Source organism: Candidatus Cloacimonas sp. (assembly GCA_035403355.1).
Lineage (GTDB): Bacteria > Cloacimonadota > Cloacimonadia > Cloacimonadales > Cloacimonadaceae > Cloacimonas.
The window spans coordinates 1-17,731 of the sequence record DAONFA010000029.1; the positions used below are offsets into that span (position 1 = coordinate 1).

At 37.6% G+C, this 17,731-nt stretch carries 11 protein-coding genes; 7 read left to right on the plus strand and 4 right to left on the minus strand.

Annotation, left to right across the window (positions count from 1 at the left end; translation table 11 throughout):
- The 3 genes from PLE33_07410 to PLE33_07420 form a co-directional block, all read left to right on the plus strand.
- Positions 1-3,792 (plus strand): choice-of-anchor J domain-containing protein (locus PLE33_07410; GenBank protein ID HPS61077.1); only part of this gene is annotated, 3,792 nt, incomplete at its 5' end.
- Positions 3,793-4,567: 775 nt separating this feature from the next.
- Entirely contained in the window at positions 4,568-4,705 is a 138-nt protein-coding gene (locus tag PLE33_07415; GenBank protein HPS61078.1) for a hypothetical protein, read from the plus strand.
- Positions 4,706-4,713: 8 nt separating this feature from the next.
- Positions 4,714-5,523: an IS3 family transposase gene (locus PLE33_07420; GenBank protein ID HPS61079.1), complete on the plus strand. Its 810-nt coding sequence runs from the start codon at positions 4,714-4,716 to the stop codon at positions 5,521-5,523.
- 303 nt (positions 5,524-5,826) lie between these two features.
- Here the strand turns inward: PLE33_07420 and trxA are convergent, their stop codons facing one another.
- The 4 genes from trxA to PLE33_07440 all read right to left on the minus strand — a co-directional run bounded on the left by trxA (position 5,827) and on the right by PLE33_07440 (position 8,291).
- Positions 5,827-6,150, minus strand: a complete 324-nt coding sequence (trxA, locus tag PLE33_07425) for a thioredoxin (GenBank protein HPS61080.1) — start codon at positions 6,148-6,150, stop codon at positions 5,827-5,829.
- 5 nt (positions 6,151-6,155) lie between these two features.
- The gene (locus PLE33_07430) at positions 6,156-6,428 is read right to left on the minus strand and encodes a co-chaperone GroES (GenBank protein HPS61081.1); all 273 of its coding nucleotides are present in this window, start codon (positions 6,426-6,428) and stop codon (positions 6,156-6,158) included.
- Positions 6,429-7,174: 746 nt separating this feature from the next.
- On the minus strand, positions 7,175-7,885 hold the full coding sequence (locus tag PLE33_07435) for a DUF4097 family beta strand repeat-containing protein (protein HPS61082.1): 711 nt from the start codon (positions 7,883-7,885) through the stop codon (positions 7,175-7,177).
- Between the two features lie 67 nt (positions 7,886-7,952).
- A complete protein-coding gene (locus PLE33_07440; GenBank protein ID HPS61083.1) occupies positions 7,953-8,291 on the minus strand; it encodes a DNA methyltransferase in 339 nt (112 codons plus the stop codon).
- Between the two features lie 335 nt (positions 8,292-8,626).
- Between PLE33_07440 and PLE33_07445 the strand changes: the two genes are divergently transcribed.
- The 4 genes from PLE33_07445 (at position 8,627) to PLE33_07460 (ending at position 17,663) form a co-directional block, all read left to right on the plus strand.
- On the plus strand, positions 8,627-9,961 hold the full coding sequence (locus tag PLE33_07445; protein HPS61084.1) for a cyclic 2,3-diphosphoglycerate synthase: 1,335 nt from the start codon (positions 8,627-8,629) through the stop codon (positions 9,959-9,961).
- Between the two features lie 138 nt (positions 9,962-10,099).
- Complete coding sequence (arcC, locus tag PLE33_07450; GenBank protein HPS61085.1) at positions 10,100-11,044, plus strand: carbamate kinase; 945 nt, start codon at positions 10,100-10,102, stop codon at positions 11,042-11,044.
- 602 nt (positions 11,045-11,646) lie between these two features.
- Entirely contained in the window at positions 11,647-14,994 is a 3,348-nt protein-coding gene (locus PLE33_07455) for a C25 family cysteine peptidase (GenBank protein HPS61086.1), read from the plus strand.
- Positions 14,991-17,663 carry a hypothetical protein gene (locus tag PLE33_07460; GenBank protein HPS61087.1) on the plus strand — a complete coding sequence of 891 codons (2,673 nt, stop codon included), beginning with the start codon at positions 14,991-14,993 and terminating at the stop codon, positions 17,661-17,663. The genes PLE33_07455 and PLE33_07460 overlap by 4 nt, the downstream gene beginning before the upstream one ends.
- Positions 17,664-17,731 lie beyond the last annotated feature (68 nt).

A 17,731-nucleotide genomic window follows, 5' to 3' on the forward strand; every position in this document is an offset into this window, starting at 1 on the left:
GAGGGCTTTGAAAATGGAAATACTCATAACACAGCTATTTCTGGCTGGACTCAAGTAAGCGTAAGCGGTTCTAATGCATGGACTGCCAATAATTCCTTAACTGATTATAATCGTTCTCCCCTCACCGGCTCTTGGAATGCTTTCTTGCGTTGGAGTAATAGCCGATGGATGTTCAAACCCATTCAATTGCAAGCCGGGATTGCTTATAGAGCTATAGTTTACGCCAGGCAGGATGGTTCAAATTCCACCGATGCAAGTATTAAAATATGCTATGGTGCTTCAGCTACTGTGGCTGGAATGACTAACGAAATTATGCCTTCCACAGGTATAATAAATGGTGGTTATCAGAGGTTGGAAGGCACTTTTGTTCCTGCTACTAACGGATTATTTTATCTTGGTATTTTAGGAACTATCAATTCTATTCCCTGGTATATCTCCATTGATGACATTACTATTGAAGAGATTCCCCAAATTCCTATCTGTTCTGTTAACCCCGAGTCCTATAATTTTGGAGAACTAATTATGGGCTTAACCTCCTCTCAACAATTTACTATTACTAATACCGGCGGAGCTACTTTATATATAAATAACCTATATACTACGAATAATTCTTATTCTATCAGTCAACAACCTGGTGATTTGGAACTCTCTGTAAATGAATCAACTACTTTCACTGTTCTCTTTAACCCTCTGGAGGGTGGAACTCAAACAGGAACAGTGGTTATATGTTATAATGGAGATGAAAAAACAATTGAACTTACCGGAAGCTGTATTGATACAACGATTAATACTTTTCCTTACACTCAAAGCTTTGAAAGTGGAGGTGGAAACTGGATAGTTACTGCAGGTGCAGGAGCAACTTATTATTGGGAATTAGTTCAATATGATGCTGCTCATGGAGCTGTTTCTGCTTATGACGGTTCTTACTTTACGCGTTTAAATGTTTATAATGCTGATGATGATTATAATCCTTATTGTCTTATTTCTCCTCCCTTGAACTTAAGCACTGGTAATAAAAGATTAAGTTATTGGGCTTGGATTGGAGCAAATGGTTATCCTGCTCCAATGGATGTGCAAATATCAACAGATAATCAAGCAACCTGGACTACAATCTATAGCCACGACCTTTCCGTTACCAACACTTGGTTCAATAATATCATTTCCCTCGCTGACTATTCTTCTTCCCATATTTATATTAGATATAGAGCGCTAAGCAATTATGGATATTTATCTTGTAATTTGGGATTGGATAAAATAACAATTGAAGATATTCCGGAAATTCCTATTTTGAGCTATACCCCTACGGAAATTAATTTTCCATACACCAATGTTAAAAGTGTTACCAATTATACCAATGTAACGATTACTAATTTAGGAGGAGGAGTATTAAGCTTGAATGAATCAAGTTTTACCCTGCAGGGTAATAATCCCGATGATTTTGAAATAAACTACTTAAACCTTCCTGCGAGTTTGGGAACAGGACAAAGTGTAAATATTCCTGTTCGGTTTAAGCCACTATCTGAAGGTAATAAAACAGCTATTTTGAGAATTAGTGACGGACTTCGTTCCGGCTATGATGTATCTCTAACTGGTTATGCAGCAGGCCAATATGTGCTTTGTGAAAATTTTGAAGGAGCTTTTCCTACTCAGGATTGGACCTCACCTGCTACATCCTGGATAAAAAAAACCGACTTCTCCCATACGGGAACTGGTTCTGTCTCAGCTGGTTACGCTTCAGGCGAATGGTGGTTGGTAACCCCTAAATTAAGGCCGACTAACGGAGCAAATACTTTAACTTTTTGGTATAGGGACTATTCTTCAGAATCCAACTGGGATTATAATGATGAATATACTTATGTAATGATTTCCGAAAGCACTGATTTTTCAGCTGCCACAACTATCTGGACTGGAAATTATCAGACCTTTACAACTTCCTGGCAACAGGCGTCTATATCCATAAGTGCATATAACGGTAAAGATATTTATATTGCCTTCAAGCATATTGCCACAAATGGTAACTATCGGATGATAGATGATATTACAGGTGTGCATATAGCTCCTCCGTCATCTGTTCCCAATCCGGCAATTATTGTAAGTCCTGCTGATGAAGCTGTAAATGTTTCTTTATCTCAAACCTTGAATTGGACAAGTGGAGGTGGTTCACCCAGAGGTTATTATTTATCCTTTGGAAGTGTTATTCCTCCATTTATATATTTAAATAATGTGGATATGGGAACTGTTACCAGCTATGCTCCAAATCTTGATATAAACAAAAAATACTGGTGGAAGGTAGTTCCATATAATGAAACAGGAAATGCGGAAAATTGTGCAACCTGGACTTTTACTACAATAGGAGATCCTACTATTAGACATTATCCCTATACACAAAATTTTGAAGAGGAAACATTTCCTCCCCTCGGATGGACTACTATAGTTCATAGTGGAAATGAAATTATCCAGGATGCTACTAAAAACCATTCCAATCCTGGACAGTATTCCGTTCGGTTCAGTTCGTATAGTCAATCTGATGACTATAATCAATATCTGTTTACAGCACCGGTCTTTGTTATGGCTCCGTATTTCAAACTTACCTTCTGGCACAGAAAAGAAAATACCAGTGAGGAAACTCTGGAATGGGGAATATCCACTAATACTAACCCTGCAAATTTCACTTGGAATCCTGTTACTTTAAGTAGTAGTGAGTGGCAAAGAACGGAAATAAATTTAAGAAGTTATATCGGAAGAACAGTTTACATCGGTTTCCATTATTATGGAAATTACAAATACTATGTTTACCTTGATGATATAAAAATAAATGCTGTTATTCCTGCTAATGTCCCTACTCCTATAGAGGATATTGTTATCAATCCTACCATAGATTTAGACCTTGATGAAAGTGTAGATGAAACAAATTCAATTGTGCAATCTTTACCCAATTACGCTGCACTTAATAATCCTGTAGTGCTGGGTTTAATAGGAACTGAAACAGCCAGTATAACATTTGAAGTAGGTTCCGGAACCTGGTATGGCATTTGTTATTATGGTGGTGAGTGGCATCATTCAATTCCTTATCCTTGCACTGTTGAAGAAGGCGCAACAGGAATTATAACTTTTGAAAATGTGGATTTTGGAGCAAAGGGTGAAATAATCACTGTTTTGGATGAAGGTCAAAATCCTACTCTACCTGTAGAACTATCCGCTTTTACTCTAAACCTTAATCCTCAAAGAGGAATAAATATAATGTGGGTTACCCAATCAGAAACTGAAGTGAATGGATATTACATATATAGGGCAAATGCAGATACACTCGGTCAGGCAATTGTAATTAGCCCCCTTATCAGAGCAACAAATACTTCCCAACAGCAAGTGTATATATATACTGATAAAGAAATATATCAGTCCGGAACATATTATTACTGGCTGGAAACACAAGATTTTGATGGTGTTTCCGGTTTTTACGGTTCTCTTAGTATTAATTATGATAATGGCAATAATGGCACACCGGAAATACCTTTGGTTACAGGAATTCGCTCTATTTATCCCAATCCTTTCAATCCTTCCACCACAATCAATTACGAACTTAGCAAAACAGCAGAAGTGAAAATTGAAATATACAATATCAGGGGACAATTGGTTCGTTCTTATGCCTTCGGTAAAAAAGAAAGAGGTAGATATAAATTACTCTGGGAAGGTGATGATGCTAACAGACAACCCTGCGGAACAGGTATGTATTTTATTAGAATGCAAGCAGATAAAGAAAACAGCATAAGAAAGGTTACTCTTTTGAAATGAGGGTAGGATTTCAGGAAAAGGATTTTTGAAACGAGGATTTTAGGACAAGGATTTTTGAAACAAGGATTTCAGGATTAAAGGATTTAGAGGATAAATTTAGTAAGGAGCTGAAAGCGGAGGGCAGAGAGAAAAAAAATAGGTAAGGGATGAACAGGATTAAATGGATTGAATAGGTAAGGGATGAACAGGATAGAATGGATTGAATAGGTAAGGGATGAATAGGTTTAAATGGATTGAATAGGTAAGAGATGAACAGGATAGAATGGATTGAATAGGTATGGGATGAACAGGATTATAGGGATTTTAGGGATTTATAAACTTTAATATGGGTGTATAAATGATATTAACATCCAAGTTTTCCTTTTAATCCTGTCTTCTTTTTTTTTCACTATTCACTGTTAACTTTTCACCGTTCACTGTTCACCATTAACTTTTCACTGTTCACCATTCATTCTGTGGTGTCCTAAATAAGTTGACACAAAATACTATAAAGGAGATATGGAAATGTGGACAAAAAATGAAACCAAAAGGAAGCGTACAAACTATAGTGTGGCTTTCAAAATGCAAGTGGTGGAAGAGGTCGAAAACGGTCTGATAAGTGCGGAAGGAGCCCGTAGGTTATATTGGATCCCCGGAAAAGATTCTATCCCATCTTGGATAGAGAAATATGGTATAAACAACAAAATAAATAAGGTGGTATACGTTATGACACAAGCAGAAGAACGCGAATTAGTAGTGCTCCGTAAGGAGAACAAATGCTTGAAGAGAGCACTTGATGACAGCCATGTACCAAGTGTTGGCATGGGAATCATTAGTTGAAATAGCAGAAAAAGAGCTTCATGTTAGCTTAAAAAAAAAGTTTGGTTTTCAGCTTGCCGAGAAGCTCAAAGAAAAGCTGACACAATCGGATTAAATACAAGCATGGAAGCAATTTGTATGACCTTTGGATACACTCGCCAGGCATATTACAAGCACAGTCATTTAGAGGAATTTCGGACTGAGCGTAATCAGATGGTGCTTGAAGAAGTTCGGGATATCCGTCATACACAGCCAAAGGTTGGAGTCCGAAAGTTGCATATAATGCTGAATAACAGTGGGAAACCAGAGTTGAAGATAGGGCGGGATCAGTTATTCGAACTGCTTGCCGAGAATGATATGCTGGTTAAGCAAAAGCGCAAGTTTATCCGCACTTCATGTTCAGATAAACAGTTCTCCGTATTTCCTAATCTGTTGGATAAGAAAACGATAGACAAGAAGAATCAGGCATGGGTGGTGGATATTACCTATCTTAATACCTGTTATGGCTTTGCCTATCTATACCTGATAACTGATAGGTATTCGCGAAAGATTATCAGCTTTGTTGTTGCCAACAGCTTGCATGCAAAACATGCGTGTAAAGCTCTTCAAAAGGCAATTAGTACTGTAGATGATCCTGCTGGGATTATTCACCATTCTGATCATGGAAGCCAGTATTGCAGTGAGGAATATCAAAAAATATTGAATAGCAACAATATCCTATGTAGCATGACCGGCATAGCTCATTGTTACGATAACGCTGTGGCAGAACGTATTAATGGCATCTTAAAACAGGAATTCGGCTTAGGAATGACTTTGCAATCTGTGAAGGTAGCTCAGGAATTAGCTTCAGATGCTATCTACATCTATAATAATAACCGATTGCATAGGGCTCTGATGTATAAGACGCCGTGCGAGGTACACGATGCACTCTAAGTTAAGCAAAAACGACGAGCACCCTTCACACGTGCACGTCGTCGTTTTTGCGTCCTTAACATGTCAACTATTTCAGGACTTGACATTCTACATTCTCAATTTAATCTCTTTTTTTTCTCTTTCTCTCTTTTTCTCTTTGTTAAAAAAAAAATACTTCGTTCTCACCCTCTATTTCCGTCTCGCCATTTCGCTATCTCGCCATCTCACTTTCTCACTTTTATCTGTGTTATCCGTGAAATCTGTGAGAGACAATAAAAACAGCCCGGGTAGTAACTCTCGGGCTGTTTATATTTTAGCTTGGACTTACACGATAAACTTATTCAGTTTATCCATAATTTTGTCTTTTTGCACCAGTCCTATCAATTGGTCGCTAACAACGCCGTTCACAAAGATCAGCAGGGTCGGAATAGACATCACGGAATATTTAGCGGCTATATCCTGTGCCTCATCAACATTCACTTTCACTACTTTCACTTTGCCTTCGGTTTCGCTGGCTATTTTCTCTATTGTAGGGCTAAGCGCTCTGCAGGGACCGCACCAGGGAGCCCAGAAATCAACTAAAACAGGTTGAGTGGACTTTAAAACTTCGGTCTCAAAAGTGGCAGATTGAACTTCCACGATAGCCATTTTGTTTACTCTACGATAGCCAGGAGATCGCTTTTGGCAAGAATAAGAAGCTTTTCTCCCTCAAGTTCAATTTCGGTTCCGGCATATTTGCCAAAGAGGACTTTATCGCCCACTTTCACTATTTTTTGCAAATCCTCATCGTTGCCAACAGCAATTACTTCAGCAATTTGAGGTTTTTCTTTGGCTGTATCGGGAATAATGATTCCGCCAACGGTCTTTTCATTTTCCAGGGTGCTAAGTTTCACCGCTAAATGGTCTTCTACGGGTCTGATGTTCATTGTAACCTCCATAATGTATTTATTATTCAATAATAATATAAGCGACAGGGCTTACTTAGCAAACACAAAATTGGACTGCTAATTTTCTGTCAAGGAAAATAATGCGAAAACTCAGATTTTGGTTTACAAAGGGGGAAAGAGAGATTTAATGGAGAATGAATTAAGCGAGATGGCGAGATGGCGAGATAGTTATTTTTAGCCACCGAAAACACCGAATACACCGAAAGATTTTTTACAAAGAGAGAAAGAGAGAAAGAGAATAATTGAGAATAGAGAATAAATGAAGTGAGATAGTGAGATGGCGAGATAGTTATTTTTAGCCACCGAAAACACCGAATACACGGAAAGATTTTTCACAAAGAGGAAAAGAGAGAAAGAGAAAAAGAGATTTAATTGAGAATTGAGAATAGACGATGAATAAAAAATTAAGAATGTAAGTCAGGAGTCATTTGTGCCTTGAGAACTTTCACTGTGAAATAACTTTTAGGGCACATATGACTCATGACGACTATAATGAAGAATGAAAAATAGAGCTGATGAAACTCGGTATAGATTAAGTTTTTTTACAATTTAATAATCCCTAAAATCCCTAAAATCCCTAAAATCCCTAAAATCCTGTTCATCCCAGACCTATTAAATCCTCTAAATCCTTTAATCCTTAAATCCTCGTTTCTAAGATCCTATCTGCGTAATCTATGTGAAACAAGTCGTCAGACCTATTATTTTTTTCTCTCTGCCCTCAGCTTTCAGTCCTTCGCCTTCACTTTTCCTGTTCCGGTCATGAAGTTTTGCTTGTTTATCTTGCTTTTTTCCAGAATTATATTCCCTGTTCCAGTTTCTATCTCAGCATCTTCTATCACGCTGTTTTTTATACTAACAGAGCCGGTACCTGTATCTATGGAACAGTTATTGATACTGGTACTAAATACAGTAACGGAACCGGTTCCACTATCTATCTCAAGCTTATCAAATTGGCTGTTAGATACTTCAGTTTTACCTGTCCCTGTATCTATTGAGATAGATTGATTTCCCTTTAATGAGTTTAGTTTTGTTTCCCCTGTTCCTGATTCTATGGTCAAGTTCAGTCCTTCGGGAATGTTTCCGTTAATACTTGTTAAAGAAACTGGCTTATGGGATTTACTTTCCCAGGATATTTTTCCCTTATTCAAAAGAATAGTAGCATCTCCTGGCTCATATTCCCAATATTCTATTTTTAAGTCAGCTTGTGGTTTAGAGTATCCAATCAGGTCAACTGACAAAGTTCCGCCTTTGATATCCAGAGAGTTATCTTCATAACCTTGGGAAATGGATACTGAATTTTCGTATTTTAGTAAAACTCCATTAACTCTTATGCCTTTCTCGCAGTTGTCTCCACATTTACTACAAATACAAGCTGTAAGCGGTAGTAGCAATACCAGGGAAAGTATTGCTCTGTGAATAAATACTACTTTTTTCATCGTTTCTCCTTAAATTATAGCTTTTTATAGTATATTAAGGTCATTTCATCAGCTATTTCCATTATTATCAACGCAGCGGTTTTTTCCAGATTATTCTATCTCTATAGGTAAAACCAGCTCCTTGAAGAATTTTGGTAAAATCCGCCGTTATAGGATACTTAACTCCGTTTACTAACATATCGTCTATGTTTAAGATTAATATTCTACCTTTATCCAATACTCTATACATCTCTTTGGAAATGGTAGTCATCACTTCCAAATACTTATCATAATTAGAATAGAAACCTTCATAATCAAAAGGTGCATTAAAATAGGGAGGAGAGGTAACTATCAGCTGAATGGAGCTATCTGCCAGTTCAGGCATTAGTTCGCTGGTTCCAATTATCAGTTTATGTGTTGTTTTCATTATAATCCTTTACTGAGACGATGATATTTAAAGCAGCTTAAATGTCAAGTGGCTTGAGTTCTCAGAATATTTTCTGCTAAGTTTAGTTTCCGTTTATCCTGGATAATAAATTTAATGCACACTGTAAGCACTTCAGCTATCTGGTGGGGCAGTGACAAATTTCATTTTCTTTGAGCCCTGGTAATTCATCCTTGAAATCCATTTTGCAGGAACCGAAATTTGCAGTGTAAATAGCATCCACCATTTGCTATTTTCAGATTTTCCTTGACGATAAAACGCTTATTAAAACGGTGAAAACAAATATCTAACTATAACATGATAAAGGAGATTCAATAATGAAACGCAAAGTTATCATTATGGGCGCAGCAGGAAGGGACTTTCATAATTTCAATGTTTTCTTCCGCGATAATAAGGATTATGAAGTTGTTGCCTTTACAGCCACTCAAATTCCCGGTATTGATGACAAAAAGTATCCGGCTGCTTTAGCAGGAAAGCTTTATCCGGAGGGAATCAAGATTTATCCGGAAAGCGAAATTCAAAACCTGATTAAAAAGCACAATGTTGATTTGGTTGTTCTGGCATATAGTGACCTTCCTTTTGAAAGAGTAATGCACAAGGCATCCTTAGTTAATGCCTGTGGTGCCGATTTTATGTTGATGGGAAAAAACAACACCACTATTAAGACCAGCAAACCTTTAGTTACAATATGTGCAGTCCGAACCGGTTGTGGAAAATCCCAAACCACCAGAGCGGTTGTGAAAGCTCTTAAGGCAAAAGGTCTGAAAGTTGTATCCATTCGTCATCCTATGCCTTATGGCGACCTGGTTCAGCAAAAAGTTCAGCGTTTTGCAGAATTGGAAGACCTGAAAAAGCATAATTGCACTATTGAAGAAATGGAAGAATACGAACCGCATATTATGATGAATAGTGTTATTTATGCCGGTGTGGATTATGGAGCAATTTTACAGGAAGCAGAAAAGGAAGCCGATGTCATTGTTTGGGATGGTGGCAATAACGATATTCCGTTTTACACTTCCGATAAGGAAATTAAGATTGTTGTAGTTGATCCTCATCGTCCGGGGGACGAAATTTCCTATTATCCAGGCGAAACAAATGTCCTTTTAGCTGATGTAATCGTTATTAATAAAATTGATAGTGCCGATCTTGATGATATTAATGAAGTTCGGGATAATGTTCGTTTCATCAATCCTAAAGCTCAAATAATTGAAGCTGCATCACCTCTTTTTGTAGATCATCCGGAAATGATTTTAGGTAAAAAGGTTTTAGTGGTGGAAGATGGACCTACTTTAACCCATGGTGAAATGACTTATGGAGCTGGAGTTATAGCTGCCGAAAAATATGGTTGTGCCGATCTTGTTGATCCTCGTCCCTGGGCTGTTGGAGAAATAAAACAGACCTACGAAAAATATCCTGATATCGGTATTTTATTGCCTGCTATGGGTTATAGCGCCAAACAAATTAAGGATTTGGAAAAGACCATCAATAACGCTGAATGCGATTCTGTGATTATTGCTACTCCGATAGACCTGCGACGTTTAATTAAAATCAATAAACCCGCTTGTCAAGTAAGCTATGAATTACAGGAAATCGGAACTCCTACTATAGTGGATGTCTTGAAGGATTTCGGCAAAAAATCCGCTAAAAAATAACAATTTCTCTGAAGGAGGTGCTTTGTCACCTCCTTTCCCTTTTTTTACTTATAGCAGCAAAGTTAATTCTCTTAGCAACAACAACGGGAATTAACTTTTCGGCTTAAAAATAACTACTATGGATAGAGGAAAATGAAAATGAATAAAACAGCAGTTTTAGCGCTTGGCGGAAATGCCATTATTAAAGCAGGGGAACAAGGAACTATAGCACAACAGTTTGCCAATACTCGCGAATCTCTTGGCGGCGTTGTAGAATTAATAAAACGCGGCTACCACTTAAGCATAACGCATGGCAACGGACCCCAAGTAGGGAATTTGCTTCGGCAACAGGAAATAGGTGAAAAGGAAGGTATTTCACCTCTGCCTTTAGGGGTATTAAATGCTGCTACAGAAGGCACAATGGGCTATATGATTGAACAAAGTTTACAGAATAAACTGCATAAAAGCAATATCAATAAACAGGTTATCACTATCATTTCCCAGGTTGTAGTAGATAAAAATGACCCCAGTATGTTGAATCCTACAAAATTCGTTGGCAGCACCTATTATACTGCTGAGCAGGCAGAAGACATAAAAAATAAATTGGGTTGGACGCTTAAAGAGGACTCCGGAAAAGGTTTTCGTCGCGTTGTTCCTTCGCCCTATCCCATTGAGATAATTCCTGCCGCTACAATTAAAGAACTTGTAGATAAGGGTGAAATAGTTATTGCCGTAGGCGGAGGCGGAATTCCAATTTATAAAGAAGATGATGGCTCTTACGAAGGTGTGGATGCAGTTATTGATAAGGATTTTGCTTCCTCACTTTTAGCATTGGAAATTAAAGCCGATCTCTTCGTGATTTTAACCGGTGTAGAAAAGGTTTCACTTAATTACGGCAAAGAAAATCAACGGAACTTGGATAAATTGACTGTGGAAGAAGCAAAACGCTATTATGCAGAAAAACAATTTCCTGCCGGCAGTATGGGTCCTAAAATCAAGGCAGCTATTGATTTTCTGGAACGCGGGGGCTCGGAAGTGTTAATTACTTCCATTGATAAAATTGTAGATGCCTTTGAAGGGAAAACCGGCACCCGAATTGTATAGCTGACGGTTATCCAACTTCTGCTATTGCTAATAGCAATCTCGGGTATAATGCAGTAGGCACATTCATCCTTTAGCAACGAAACCGATGTTGCTAAAGGAATTTATCCCTACTGTTTATAATGAGTGGGATATCTTCTCTTAATTACATCTATTTTCCCCTTATACAAAAGCAGGAATCCGGGTTAATTTCAAAACACTATAGATATCTTTATAGTGGATAGGGCATAATTGAGTAGCCAAAAGGCAAGTTATTTTATCGTGTTTCGGGTTTATAGAAAAGGAAATAATTGCCTGCTAACGATACTCAAGTTCTTTTCCTGTAACTTCTGAACCCGCTTCCAGTTTTCTTTTAAGGTAGTCATATCATTCTCATATAATTCTCGTATCATTCTCGTATCGTTCCCGTATCAAATACGGGAATGATATTGCAATTTCATAAGCAGTATATGGTTACAAAGATAGGATAAATTTGCAGCATACGCATTTACAGCTTGAAGAGAAAAAAAGTTAATCTACTAAATCACTTTAGCATTAAGGAAATCAGGAATTGGCTCTAATATTGCAACATTATAGCTAAGAAGACGAAAATATAGAGGTTATAAATGAAACAATCTAAATGTTTAACATTGCTATTAGTAGCCATTTTTCTGTTGCCATTAGCAATATTTGCCAATAACGGCAGTGATAAAAATGCCTTTAGCATAATAAATTCCAGTAGTTCAGAGATAAAAATTCAATTCTCTTTACCTAAATGGCAGATTAATCAAATTGATGATAAGGGTGAAATTAGAAAACAAATAAAAGTTCAAGATACTCCCTATTTATTTATAGATGAAGAAGAAACACTCCCTGTTTTTTCTACAATGATTGCTATTCCCAATAGGGGAGGGGTGAATCTTCTTGTTTCCAATAGTTCAAAATCCACAATTAACGAATTTACCGCTGATTTTAATGATGCTTTGATGCGAGAAAGTCAACAGGGTAGATATTCTGATGTTCTTTATCCTGCCAATAATGTTGTAATTTCAGAGCCACAGATATTGCGTGATTTCAGAGTAATAACTTTAAACATTTATCCCTTTCAATATAACCGGAATAACCGGACCCTATTTATTAGTGAAAATCTGGATATAACCCTGAATTTTGATAATCGGACAGCTGGCAACGAACTGAGTTCGGATATTGATGTTTCTTGCAGTTTTGATAGTATTTACAAGGGGCTTATCTTAAATTATGATTCCGTAAGGCAAACCCGGAATGTTAGTTACAGGAATCCTGTGATGCTGGTTATTTATGGTAATAATGCAGATGCGATCTATCAGGCAAAGATAAATGAATATGTTACCTGGAAAAAGCAAAAGGGCTTTATTGTAAACGCTGTTAGCACCAGTGTTACCGGAACATCCAATACAAGTGTAAAAAGTTATATTCAAAATGCTTATAACAATGCATCCACTCGTCCCGATTATATTACTTTAATTGGAGATACAGATGGAAATATTGCAGTGCCAAGTAATAGCTCTTATGTGGATTATCAATATACCTGGCTGGCGGGAAATGATAACTTGGGTGATGTGATGATTGGCAGGATTTCCGTTAATTCTACTTCTGATCTGGATGTAATTTTGGCAAAAATCATTTCTCTGGAAAAGAATATCAGCCAGCATCCTATTGATTGGTTGAATAGAATGGTGTTAGTAGGAGATTCCAGCTCCTCAGGTATCTCAACGATTTATACAAATAGATACATTCGTGATATTTCGGAAGAAATTAATCCTGCATATACTTATACTGAGGTCTATGGTTCCAGCCCCAGTAATACAACAACCAATAGTGCCATTAATCAAGGTGTTGCCTTTTATAACTTCCGGGGTTACATTGGAATGAATAGTTGGCCTGCCTCAATGTCTTCCTTATATAATTCCTACAAACTCTTTCATTCAGTATTTATTACCTGTAACACCGGAACTTTCTATGGTTCCTCTCAAACCTCTACTACAGAACAAGTTATTCGTTATGGAACCGCTGCATCTTTAGGAGGTGCCATAACTTCTATTGGAATGGCTACTTCATCCACGCATACACCAATGAACAATTGTTTGGATGTAGGCATCTTTCACGGAATTTATAATTTGGGAATGAGGGATATGTCTTCTGCAATGCTTTATGCAAAGTTATACCTGAATTCTATTTACGGTATAAGCCATCCTACTCAGGCACTGGATTTTGCTGGTTTTTGTAATCTGATGGGTGATCCTACAGCTATGGTTTATGTAGGAACTCCCGGTAGTTTTACCGTTACGGCTCCGGCAACTATTCCTGCCGGCTCAACCAATGTCAGAATTGGAACAACAAACAATAACGGAGAAAGCGTTGAAGGTGCTTATGTAACTTTAACTACAACTTCCGGTTTACAGTTAACCGGAATTACGGATGCTACCGGTTTTGCTACTATAAATCTGCCTTCCAATTTAAGTGAGAACCTGGTTTTAACAGTTGCCAAGGATGATTATATGGCATTTACTGGAACAATAACTGTAAATACAAATGGAGGAATTGTATATGACAGTTATGTTCTGGATGATGATACAGCTACTGGAAATGGCGATGGAACACTTAATGCCGGAGAAGAAGTAAACCTCTATGTAACTGTGAAAAATACTTGTTCATCTACTTTGTTTGTTAATGGTAGGGTAACTACTACAGATTCTTATGTTAATTTGATACAATATGATCGCTTGGAATTTGGGGATATTACTGCCGGTAATTATGGCGAAAACATTACTCCCATTGTGTTTTCCGTTTCTCCTGCCTGCCCTGATCAACATACTGCTATTTTAATTCTTACGGCTGAAGCATCTGGCAATAACTGGACTATAAACATCCCTGTAATCATTCGTAATGGTAACTTGGCAATGCAAAGCTATACTTTTGTCGGTATAACCGGTAATATTATCACTCCGGGAGTTTCCTGTCCTTTTACTTTTTCGCTGAAAAACACAGGTATTTCTACTCTCCAAAATGTTTACGGCAATTTACAGTCGCTCAGTAATTATATCGTGGTTCAGGATGCTGAGGGTTATTTTGGTAATATTGCACCCAATTCTACTGTTACTAATAGTTCTAACAGTTTTACTATTTTCGCTCGGGGCAGCAGTATAAACGGAATGGTAATTCCATTGATTCTTACACTTTCTAACGCTAATGGTTATACGCAAACATTACACTTAAGCATTACCATCGGAACAACTACTGTTCACGATCCTTTAGGCCAGGATGCTTACGGATATTTTATTTATGATCAAACGGATATTGCTTATTCACTTTGCCCCACCTATCAATGGATTCCTATAGCTCCTGCTGAAGGAGGAAGTGGAACATTACTATCATTAACAGACCCTGGTAATACTTTTGATGAAGGTGATGCTACTAATGCTGTAGCTATTCAAACAGTTAATTTACCTTTTCCCTTTACTTATTACGGCAGGCAATATACCCAGGCATCCATTTCTTCCAATGGCTTTATTGCTTTTGGTGCTACCCAAGATGCGGATTGGAGAAATTGGCGTTTACCTGGAGCTGGAGGACCTAACCCAATGATTGCTGCTTTCTGGGATGACCTGCAGCTGGGAACTGGAAGCGGAGTTTATACTTATTATAATTCCACGAATCATTATTTTGTGGTGGAATGGTATAATGTAATATCGGGATTTGACAATACAACTAATGAGACCTTTCAAGCAATATTATATAATCCGGTTTATTATCCTACTATAACTAATGATGGGCAAATCAAACTGCAATATAAGGTCTTTAATAATATAGACCAGGGTAGCGGGGATACATATCCCATGGAAATTATTGCACTATTGGTATTAAAGACCACTACGGAACTGATGGACTGGAATATACCTTCAATAATTCTTATCCTACCGCGGCAAGCCCTTTGAGCAACGAAAAAGCATTATTTATCAGCACACCGGAAATTATCTCAGACACCCCTCATTTAAATATTGCCGGAACAACTATTCTTGACCCCAATGCTAATAACCATCTGGAACCTGGTGAAACAGCTCAACTGCAAGTTCTGCTTATAAATAACGGATTTTCTGCTGCAGAGAATGTTACATCTGTTCTCAGGTGTTCCGATTCTTTTGTAACAATTAATAATAACACAGCTAATTACGGAAATATTGCCGGGGATTCTCAAGCTCTACCTCAAAACAATTTTAATTTAAGTGTTTCACCTTCTTGCCCTGGAGGTCACACAATTAACTTTACTTTGGCTCTTTCAGGCAGTGGATTAAATTGGAATTATTCCTTTTCTCTGGAGGTTTATGTTCCTATACTTGAATTTGGAACTTATACTATTTTAGATTCTAATGGTGACTATGATGGAATATTAGACCCCGGTGAAACTGCAAACCTTTCTGTGCAATTACTGAATACAGGAGAAGTAGCCAGCCCGGCTGGAACGGTAGCAATTACTACTTCTGACGAAGAAATTAATATTATTACAGGAACAGCTCAGTTTGCTTCTATTGCTGGAAACGGAACTGCTACTCTTGTTTTTACTCTTAGCGCAGATGCTTCAGTTGCTGTTGGAACTATGGCTGATATTCTTTGTTCTGCTGTTGCCGGAATTTATTCTGCCTCAACGAATATTATTCTGGAAATCGGAGCACCTTTAGAAATTACAATCGGGACTGGAACTGGAACGCAAACTTATCCTTTGGATAGATATTATAACTATTCTGCTCATGAAGCAATTTATCTTGCCAGCGAAATAGGTGTTGCAGGTGAAATTAAGTCCCTTGCTTATTATAAAGCTCAAGGTGGAGATGAAAACCCGATAGAAAGTGTATCTATTTATATGAAACATACTCAAAGCACAAACCTCAGCTCCGGAGAATATAATTTGGATGGCTATACTTTGGTTTATAACGGTTCTTTTCCTAATAATGCAACTTCCGGTTGGATGGAAATTACTCTAAACCCAAGGTTCCTTTACAATGGAGTTGAAAATCTTTCTGTCCTCTGTGTGAAAGGGTATCAGCAATGGATAAGTAATTACCCGTATTGGAGTTATGCCAGCAGTGCATCATCCCAGGCAAGACAAAATCGTGATGATAGTTCAGCTCCTACAAATCTTTCCGCTACCAACAATCTACCTAATATCCGCTTTAAAATATTTGCAGATAGCAGTATAATTTTTTCACCTACTGCTTTAACAGCTATCGCGGGAAATGGAATAGTTACTTTATCCTGGGTAGCACCAGTTACAGGAAACATAGATAGTTATAATATTTACCGGAATAATGCCTTATATGATAATGTAGCTAATAGACATACTTATTATGATGTAGATGTTGTTAATGGCACAACCTATTCTTATTATTTAACCTCTGTTTCCGGAACTAATGAATCACTTCCTTCTTCAACTGTTCAGGCAACTCCAAATAATGCTACTTCCAGCGTAGCAATAATTGGTAGTGGAACAAGCGTTACCGGAAATTCTAATGCCAGTCCGATAAATATTTATTTTAGAAGTTCGCACGGTCAATCTGTTTATACTGCTGCAGAACTAAATGCGGCAGGGATTTACGGACCTGTAGATATTTTACAGCTGGGTTTTTATATAGCCGGCTCTCCAGTTTATGCTTTACCGAATTTCTTAATCCGAATGAAACACACAACTGCTACTAATGCGTCTTCCTGGCAAACAGCAACGGGAATGACTACTGTTTATACAAATGCATCCTATATGCCTGTTTCCGGTGGCTGGGATATGCTTACTCTTACTACTCCTTTTCATTGGAATGGAACTGATAATATTGTTGTAGATACTGCTTTTGGGCTTGTAAGCGCTTATAATTCTTCCGGAACAGTTCAATATACAACTGTTACTAATGGTTATTGTTATGCTTGGAGCGATAACAATGACCAAACTAATGTTTTTACCGGAAGTAATATTTCCAGTAATAGACCAAATATTAAAATTGTTGCTCCTTCCCAAGCTCAAAATGCATTAATTTCAGTTAACCCCGGTCAATTGAATTTTGGAGCCGTGGAAATTGGCAATTCAGTAACTTTACCTTTTACCCTTCAAAATACCGGAAATCAGATACTGGCAGGTTATTTTTCGGTTCCGAATGGTTATTCTCTTGCTTTTCCGGCAAGAAAGGAATATACTATGTTCAAAGATGCGAAAAATGAAGAGCGTAATAACTTGCAGTTTTCTATAGAAGCAGGTAACTCATTGACTTTTAATATAACTTTTGCACCCACGGTTCAGACGCTATATAATGGAAATCTGGTTATCACGAGTAATGCAACTAATTATCACAATTTCAATCTTGTTTTAACAGGTAGCGGTTATTATCCTTCTCTGGAAACACCTATTGTAACAATTACTAATGAGGGCTCAAGTATTTTGTTACACTGGAATGCAGTTCCCAACGCTGTCAGTTATCAAATATATCGCAGTGATAATCCTTACAGTAATTTCACTTTAATTGGAACTACTTCTTACTTACAGTTCCCTGATGTAAGTGGTAGCAGGGGATTTTATTATATCAAGGCAAGTACCCAGAATCCTGCTTTGAAAGTTGCACCTTAAACATTTGGATGAACGACATTCCTGTCGTTTATTATGGTTGCCAGGAGGTCACCATTGCGGAAAAACGA

Bases quoted from the DNA above. Each gene is read 5' to 3' on its own strand.
- PLE33_07420 (HPS61079.1), top strand. From the start codon at position 4,714: ATGGAAGCAATTTGTATGACCTTTGGATACACTCGCCAGGCATATTAC.
- PLE33_07440 (HPS61083.1), bottom strand. From the start codon at position 8,291: ATGAAAACAACACATAAACTGATAATTGGAACCAGCGAACTAATGCCT.
- PLE33_07445 (HPS61084.1), top strand. From the start codon at position 8,627: ATGAAACGCAAAGTTATCATTATGGGCGCAGCAGGAAGGGACTTTCAT.
- PLE33_07435 (HPS61082.1), bottom strand. From the start codon at position 7,885: ATGAAAAAAGTAGTATTTATTCACAGAGCAATACTTTCCCTGGTATTG.
- arcC (HPS61085.1), top strand. From the start codon at position 10,100: ATGAATAAAACAGCAGTTTTAGCGCTTGGCGGAAATGCCATTATTAAA.
- PLE33_07415 (HPS61078.1), top strand. From the start codon at position 4,568: ATGACAGCCATGTACCAAGTGTTGGCATGGGAATCATTAGTTGAAATA.
- PLE33_07455 (HPS61086.1), top strand. From the start codon at position 11,647: ATGAAACAATCTAAATGTTTAACATTGCTATTAGTAGCCATTTTTCTG.
- PLE33_07430 (HPS61081.1), bottom strand. From the start codon at position 6,428: ATGAACATCAGACCCGTAGAAGACCATTTAGCGGTGAAACTTAGCACC.
- trxA (HPS61080.1), bottom strand. From the start codon at position 6,150: ATGGCTATCGTGGAAGTTCAATCTGCCACTTTTGAGACCGAAGTTTTA.